Origin of the sequence: Kitasatospora sp. NPDC059577, assembly GCF_042735475.1 — a bacterium.
Lineage (GTDB): Bacteria > Actinomycetota > Actinomycetes > Streptomycetales > Streptomycetaceae > Kitasatospora.
Genome location: NZ_JBHWBZ010000005.1, coordinates 16440 through 23631, shown reverse-complemented (window position 1 = coordinate 23631; position 7192 = coordinate 16440). Strand labels below are relative to the sequence as shown.

6 protein-coding genes are annotated in these 7192 nt (G+C 74.0%); 3 read left to right on the top strand and 3 right to left on the bottom strand.

Annotated elements, in window-relative coordinates; all coding sequences use genetic code 11:
* Positions 1-126: 126 nt before the first annotated feature.
* The 3 genes from ACFV0O_RS06745 to ACFV0O_RS06735 form a co-directional block, all read right to left on the bottom strand.
* On the bottom strand, positions 127-423 hold the full coding sequence (locus ACFV0O_RS06745) for an antibiotic biosynthesis monooxygenase family protein (RefSeq protein ID WP_380337291.1): 297 nt from the start codon (positions 421-423) through the stop codon (positions 127-129).
* A gap of 73 nt (positions 424-496) precedes the next feature.
* Positions 497-2173 (bottom strand): NAD(P)/FAD-dependent oxidoreductase, encoded by a 1677-nt coding sequence (locus ACFV0O_RS06740; RefSeq protein WP_380337288.1) that lies wholly within the window; start codon positions 2171-2173, stop codon positions 497-499.
* 74 nt (positions 2174-2247) lie between these two features.
* Positions 2248-3885: an FAD-dependent oxidoreductase gene (locus ACFV0O_RS06735; protein WP_380337285.1), complete on the bottom strand. Its 1638-nt coding sequence runs from the start codon at positions 3883-3885 to the stop codon at positions 2248-2250.
* Between the two features lie 225 nt (positions 3886-4110).
* On the opposite strand from ACFV0O_RS06735, the gene ACFV0O_RS06730 reads away from it, so the two are divergent.
* From ACFV0O_RS06730 to ACFV0O_RS06720, 3 genes are all read left to right on the top strand, one after another.
* Positions 4111-5394 (top strand): beta-ketoacyl-[acyl-carrier-protein] synthase family protein, encoded by a 1284-nt coding sequence (locus ACFV0O_RS06730; protein ID WP_380337282.1) that lies wholly within the window; start codon positions 4111-4113, stop codon positions 5392-5394.
* A 70-nt stretch (positions 5395-5464) separates the two neighbouring features.
* Positions 5465-6673 carry a ketosynthase chain-length factor gene (locus ACFV0O_RS06725; RefSeq protein ID WP_380337279.1) on the top strand — a complete coding sequence of 403 codons (1209 nt, stop codon included), beginning with the start codon at positions 5465-5467 and terminating at the stop codon, positions 6671-6673.
* 66 nt (positions 6674-6739) lie between these two features.
* Positions 6740-6997 carry an acyl carrier protein gene (locus tag ACFV0O_RS06720; protein WP_380337276.1) on the top strand — a complete coding sequence of 86 codons (258 nt, stop codon included), beginning with the start codon at positions 6740-6742 and terminating at the stop codon, positions 6995-6997.
* The last annotated feature ends 195 nt before the right edge of the window (positions 6998-7192 follow it).

The window sequence follows — 7192 nt, the reverse complement described above, 5'->3', positions numbered from 1 at the left end:
TGGCTACCTACCCGGGCGCGCCCCCCACCGCGGGGGGGGGGCCGGGGGCGCGCGGGGGGGGGGGGGGGGGGCGCGGGGGGGGGGGGGGCGGCCGGGGCCCCCCCCCCCCCGCGGTGGGGGCGGTGACTACCGGCCGGCGGGGAACGCGGGGATCTCGACGCAGGGCTCGAACTCGGCCGTGGCGTGCTTCATCAGCAGGCCGACCCGGTCGCGGAACCCGTCGCCCTGGAGGGCCGCCGCGTGGGCCTCGCGGCTCTCCCAGGTGCCGGTCTCGATCAGGACGTTCTCGTCCTTCAGGGACTTGTACAGGGTGTGCGAGACGAAACCGGGCCGGCTCTTCATGTAGCCGGTGATCTCGCCCAGCAGCTTCTCGAACTCGGCCCGGTCACCGGTGACGGTCAGCTTGTTGACGATGGTCAGCATGGTTCCTCCTGAAGGGGGGTCGGGACGGACGGCCGGGTGTGCGGCCGGGTGGGTGGGCGCTCGGGCCCGGGGCTCAGTCGAGCTCCCGGTGGCCGATCGCGAGGTACTCCCGCAGTTCCCTGCTGGCGTGGTTGCGCGCCCATTCGCCGACCTCCCGCATCTTGGCCGGGGTCGGGTCGATGAAGCGGGTGGCGGGGTCGGTGAAGCCGAGGGCGGGGAGCATCCAGTCGGACTCCCGGATCCGCCGCTGCATGCGCTGTGCGGCCTCCTCGCTGCCGATCCGGCCGGCCTCCACCTGCTCGCAGACCTCGACCAGTTCGGTGAACAGCTCGTGGTAGAAGTCGGTCGGGCACCACAGTCCGGGGTAGCGGTCGTCGTCGAGGGCGCGGCAGTGCGCGTCGTCGCCGGTGGCGACGGTGCGGGCGATCGCGGTGGCGAGCCGGCGGCCGCCGAGGATGCTGGCGCTGCCCCAGAGCCGGAACACGCAGTCCCACAGCCGGTGGTCGGCGAAGGCGATGAACGAGGAGTTGACCAGCTTGTCGTTGTAGTCGAGCAGCCCCTGCTCCAGACGCTCGACGTACTCGAAGCGCCCGGGGGAGAAGTCGTCCTCGCGCAGCGCGTCCATCAGCCGCCAGGACAGGGTGTTGATGATCTCGCAGGTGTTGGCCAGGCCGCGGGAGAACAGCGGGTCGAGGAAGCCGGCGGCGTGCGACATCAGGCACCAGCGGTCGCCCACGGTGCGGCTGGACGAGTACTGCATCCGGCCGGTGCGCACCCACTCGCGCACCGGGCGGGCGCCGGCGAGGTGGCGCTCGACCGCCGGGAAGCGTCGGACGTGCAGCCAGAACTCCTCCTCGGGCGTGAGGTCGGAGCGCTCCGGGTACGTCCGCGGGTCGATCTGGATCCCCACGCTGCACAGCTGGTTGGTGGCGTTCTCGTGGTTGTCGAAGGGGATGACCCACATCCAGCCGCGGTCGAAGATGTGGTGCATCGTCCCGTCGTTCCAGCGCACCGGGGGGCGCTCGCCGGCGGGCACGTCGATGTGGTCGTCGTACGGCTGGACGCCGATGAAGTGGGTGAAGATGGACCGGGCCTGGTGCTTGAGCCGGGTCGGGACCTCGCGCAGGCCCTCCTGGTGGGCCAGCGGGGAGCGGAAGCCGCTCGCGTCGACGAGGTAGCGGCCCTCGTACACCGTGCCGTCGGCCCCGGCCACCGAGACGCCGTCCTTGCGCAGGTCCAGCCGCTCGACCCGGAAGTTCTGCCGGGCGTCGCAGCCGTAGCGGACGGCGGTGTGGAACATGTAGGCGTCGGTGTCCTGGCGGAAGTAGTGCGCGGCGTAGCCGATGACCTCGGGGATCCGCAGCTGGTTGCTCTGGGACGGGTCCGGCTCCCGGCCGTCCTGGTGGATCTGGAAGCCGAAGTTGGTCTTCTGGCCGTGGGAGCTGCCGACGTGCTTGACGGTGTCCGGGAAGCTCGCGAGGTAGCCGATCTCCGGGACGTCGTAGCGCTGGGCGATCAGCCGCAGCAGCGCCAGGGTCTGGCCGATCGTGGATTCGCCGATGGCGAACCGGGGGTGCTGGGCGCCGTCGAGCAGCAGGGTGCGGAACCCGTGCCGCGCGAGGATCGAGCCCAGCATCGTCCCGGAGAGCCCGGTGCCGACGATGATCACGTCGTACGGCTCGGCGGTTCCTGCGGGCGTTCCTGCGGCCGCGGGCGTTCCTGCGGGGTCGGCGGGGTCGGCGGGTTTCACGGGCGACTCCAGTCTCGTGGTCGGGTTCCTGACAGCGGGTGCGGGGAGGCCGGTGGACGGGGGTGCGGGCCCGGTCAGTCGGCCGGAGTGAGGCCGGCCCGTCCGGCGGCCTCGGCGAGGGCGTCCGAGTCGAGCCGGTCGCCGCGGGCGGCCACGTACGCGTCCGGCCGGACGAGGATCCAGCCGCCGGGGCGGCCGCCGAGGGCGGCCGTCAGCCGGGGGTCGTGCGGCAGCGGTGCCGGGTGGCCCTCGCCGTCCTGCGCCGACCAGGGGACGGTGCGGACGGACAGCCAGTCCTTGTGCCGGGCGGCCAGGGCGGCGGCCCGTTCGCCGGTGAGCGCGGTGCCCGGGCCGGAGAAGACCAGCAGGGTCCAGCCGAGGTCCCGCAGTTCGGCGAGCAGCGCCTGCCAGCCGGGCGTCGCGGACCGCCGCTCGTCGACCTGGGTGATCCGCTCGCCCGGCGCGGGCCCGGGGCGGCCGGCGGCGGCCGGCACGGTCAGCGGGCTCCGCCCGTAGTGCAGGTTGAGGCCGGAGATGCCGCCCAGGAAGCCCCGCTGGACCCTGGACCGCAGCGGGTGGACGGTGCGCAGGACCCCGAAGAGCAGTGGAAGCAGCCGGTCGGCGACCGGGTTCTTCAGCTGGATCATCCGGGTGGCCCGCTTGGTGGTGGCGAGCAGGGCGGCACCGACCGGCACCCGCTCCGCGGTGTAGCTGTCCAGCAGGCCCTCCGCGGCCTGGCCCCGCACCACCATGGCGAGCTTCCAGGCCAGGTTGTAGGCCTCCTGGATGCCGGTGTTCATGCCCTGGCCGGAGGCCGGGCTGTGCACGTGGGCGGCGTCGCCGACCAGCAGGCAGCGCCCGACCCGCATCCGGTGGACCATGCGCTGCTGGAAGGTGAACACCGACACCCAGCGGGGCGGGCCGACCTCGAAGGGCACCCCGGTACCGGCCGAGAACATCCGGGTCAGCCGGTCCGCGACGGTGTGCGGGTCGGTGCTGCGGTCCCGCGGGGAGGTGTCCAGCATCCGCCAGCGGCCGGGCTCGGTGAGCGGCACCGCCATCAGCGTCACCCCACCGGTGCGCACCCAGTAGATGCTGTCCGCCGGCAGCGGGGTCCGCACCCGGGCGTCGGCGAGCATCCAGGTCTCGGCGCTCTCGCCCTCCAGGGGGACGCCGAGCGTCTTGCGGACCAGGCTGTGGCCGCCGTCGCAGCCGAGCAGCCAGGGCGTGCCGATGTGCTCCTGAGCTCCGCCCGGCCGCTCCAGCCGGGCCCGGACGAAGCCGTCCTCCGGCACCAGCCCGGTCAGCCGGGTGCCCCACTCCACCTCGACCCCGAGCCGGGCCAGGGCGCCGCGCAGGACCCGTTCGGTGTCGGCCTGGTCGACGGCGAGGGTGAACGGGAAGCGGGTGGGGGTGGCCGAGTAGTCGGCGTCGAGCCGGGTCATCCGCCGGCCCCGCTGGTAGAGCGTGAAGGCCGTGATCCGGCGGCCGGCGGCCAGCATCTCGTCCACGACGCCCATGTGGTCGTAGACCTCCAGGGTGCGCGGGTGCGTGGCGATGGCGCGGCTGGTCGTGGGGGGTTCGTCGCGGGCGTCCACGATCCGCACGCGCAGCCCGCGGCGGCTCAGCTCGTGCGCCGCGGCCAGGCCGACCGGGCCCGCGCCCACCACGAGCAGCGGGACGTGCGGCCGGCTGGTCGGATCCGTCGTCATTCGGCTCACTCCTCGGCAACGTTCGCGGTCCGGCCGATGCTGGCGACGGCCGTTCGAGGGACGGACGAGACCGGATGGGCGGGGCCGGACGGATGCGGCGCGGCCCGTACCCGGGCCGGCGCCCTCCACCGCCGCTCGAACGCGGGTTGAACTCGGCCGTCCATCGTCCGGAGCACAGATCCGACGGGGACTCGGGGCGGTTCGCACCGGACGCGGGTCACTGCCATGAGGAGGTTGCCGGTGGACCGGCTCGTCGCGATTACCGGAATCGGCGTGGTGGCGCCGGGAGATCCAGGGACGAAGGCGTTCTGGGACCTCGTCGTCTCGGGCCGTACGGCGACCCGGACGATCTCCGGCTTCGACCCGTCGCCGTACCGCTCCAGGGTCGCCGCCCAGTGCGTCTTCGACCCGCTGCAGGCGGGCCTCGGGCTCCAGGAGGTGCGCCGGCTGGACCGCGCCGCGCAGCTGGCGGTGGTCGGCACCCGCGAGGCGGTCGCCGACAGCGGGCTCGAACCGGCCCAGGAACGGCCCGAGCGGATCGCGGTGTGTCTCGGCAGCGCCGTCGGCTGCACCATGAGCCTGGAGGCCGAGTACGCCGTGGTCAGCGACAGCGGCCGCCGCTGGGAGGTGGACCACGCCTACGCGCTGCCGCACCTGCCGGACTACTTCGTGCCGAGCTCGCTGGCGGCCGAGGTGGCCTGGGCGGCCGGGGCGGAGGGGCCGGTCACCATGGTGTCGGCGGGCTGCACCTCGGGCCTGGACGCGGTCGGCTACGCCTGCGACCTGATCCGGGAGGGCAGCGCGGACGTGGTGATCACCGGCGGGACGGACGCCCCGATCTCGCCCATCACGGTCGCCTGCTTCGACGCGATCAAGGCGACCTCGACCTACAACGACGACCCCGAGCACGCCATGCGGCCCTTCGACCGCACCCGCAACGGCTTCGTGCTCGCCGAGGGCGCGGCCGTCCTGGTGCTGGAGGAGGCCGGGCGGGCGCGCCGGCGCGGCGCCCGGATCTACGCGCTGATCTCCGGCTTCGCGGCCCGCAGCAACGCCTACCACATGACCGGACTGCGGGCCGACGGCCGGGAGATGGCCTCGGCGATCGACGCGGCCCTGGCCGAGGCGAGGCTCGCCCCGGAGGCGATCGACTACGTCAACGCGCACGGCACCGGGACCCGGCAGAACGACCGGCACGAGACCAACGCGTTCAAGCGCGCCCTCGGCGACCACGCCTACCGGACCCCGGTCAGCTCGATCAAGTCGATGATCGGGCACTCGCTGGGCGCGATCGGCTCGATCGAGATCGCGGCCTGCGCGCTGGCGATCGAGCACCGGACCGTCCCGCCGACGGCCAACCTGACCGAGCCGGACCCGGAACTGGACCTCGACTACGTCCCGCTGACCGCCCGCGAGCGCGACCTCGACGCCGTACTCACCGTGGGCAGCGGCTTCGGCGGCTTCCAGAGCGCCATGGTGCTCACCCGGCCCGGGGCGGTGCGCGCATGAGTGGACGACGTGAGCGGGCCGTCGGGTGCGTGGGGGCGCAGGCCCCTGCCGGGCGACGCGAGGTGGGGACATGACCGCCGTCATCACCGGGCTCGGCATCGCCGCCCCCAACGGCCTGGGCACCGAGGAGTGCTGGCGCAACACCCTGGCGGGCACCGGCGGGATCGGCCCGATCTCGCGGTTCGACGCCTCGGGCTACCCCGTCCGCCTGGCCGGGGAGGTCCCGGGCTTCGAGGCGGCCTCGCACGTGCCGAGCCGGCTGGTCCCGCAGACCGACCGGATGACCCAACTCGCGCTGGCCGCCGCCGACTGGGCACTGGCCGACGCCGGGGTGGACCTGCAAGGCTTCGACGACTTCGAGATGGGCGTGGTGACGGCGAACTCGTCCGGCGGATTCGAGTTCGGCCAGAAGGAGCTGGAGCAACTGTGGGCGAACGGCCCGCAGTACGTCAGCGCCTACCAGTCCTTCGCCTGGTTCTACGCGGTCAACACCGGACAGCTGTCGATCCGGCACGGCATGTGCGGGCCGAGCGGGGTCACTGTCGCCGAGCAGGCCGGCGGCCTGGACGCGCTCGGCCAGGCCCGGCGGCAGCTCTCCAAGGGCATCCGCCTGGTGCTCACCGGCGGGATGGACGCCTCGCTCTGCCCCTGGGGACTGGTGGCTCAGCTCCCCTCCGGACTGCTGAGCGAACAACCGGACCCGCGGCGGGCGTTCCTGCCCTTCGACACCGCGGCGAGCGGCCAGGTGCTCGGCGAGGGCGGCGCGATCCTGGTCATGGAGTCGGCGGCGTCCGCCCGCGAGCGCGGCGCCCCGCAGCTCTACGGCGAGGTCGCCGGCTACTGCGCCACCTTCGACCCCCGGCCGGGCTCGGGCCGGCCGTCCCGGCTGCCCGCGGCGATGCGCGGCGCGCTCGACGCGGCCGGGCTGACCGCCGACCAGGTCGACGTGGTGTTCGCCGACGCCGCCGGGGTGCCTGAGCTGGACCGGGCCGAGGCCGAGGCGATCACCGCACTGTTCGGCCCGCGCGGGGTGCCGGTGACCGCACCGAAGACCATGTTCGGCCGGCTCAGCTCCGGCGGCGCGCCGGTCGACGTGGCGCTGGCGCTGCTGGCGCTGCGCGACGGGGTGATCCCGCCCTGCGCCAACGTCACGGCGCCCGTCGAGGAATACCGCCTGGACCTGGTGACCGAGGCCCGTCCGGCCCGGCTGCGCACCGCCCTGGTGATCGCGCGGGGAGCGGGCGGATTCAACACCGCCCTCGTGGTGCAGTCGATCTGACGTCCGATCAGGAATGAACCGGCGATTCGCCATCCCACTGGAAGTGTGACGAGAGGATTCACTGTCGTGAGCGCGTTCACCGTCGAGGACCTCAAGCGGATCATGCGTGACTGTGCCGGGGAGGAGGAGTCCGTCGACCTGGACGGCGAGATCCTCGACCTGCGCTTCGAGGAGCTGGGGTACGACTCCCTGGCCCTGATCGAGACCACCAGCCGGATCGCCCGCGAGTTCGGCGTCGGGCTCCCCGAGGAGGAGTTGGGCGAGATCGGCACCGTGCGCGAGCTGCTGGAGCTGGTCAACCGGAGGCTCTCGGTCCGCTCCTGAGCCGTCCGCTCCCGAGCCGTCCGCTCCCGAGCCGTCCGCTCCTGAGCTGTCCGCTCCGGAGCCGTCCCTTCGGGGCCGTCCCTTCGGGGCCCGGGCCGCACCGCGCCCGCGTCCGCACCCGTACCGAGCGCCCGGGGCCGGCGGGCCGCCCCCCACCCCGGCCCCGGGCCCCCGCGCCACCCCCGGACCCCCCCC

Excerpts from the sequence above, each read along its gene's own strand:
- ACFV0O_RS06745 (WP_380337291.1), bottom strand. The coding sequence starts at position 423 with ATGCTGACCATCGTCAACAAGCTGACCGTCACCGGTGACCGGGCCGAG.
- ACFV0O_RS06735 (WP_380337285.1), bottom strand. The coding sequence starts at position 3,885 with ATGACGACGGATCCGACCAGCCGGCCGCACGTCCCGCTGCTCGTGGTG.
- ACFV0O_RS06730 (WP_380337282.1), top strand. The coding sequence starts at position 4,111 with ATGAGGAGGTTGCCGGTGGACCGGCTCGTCGCGATTACCGGAATCGGC.
- ACFV0O_RS06725 (WP_380337279.1), top strand. The coding sequence starts at position 5,465 with ATGACCGCCGTCATCACCGGGCTCGGCATCGCCGCCCCCAACGGCCTG.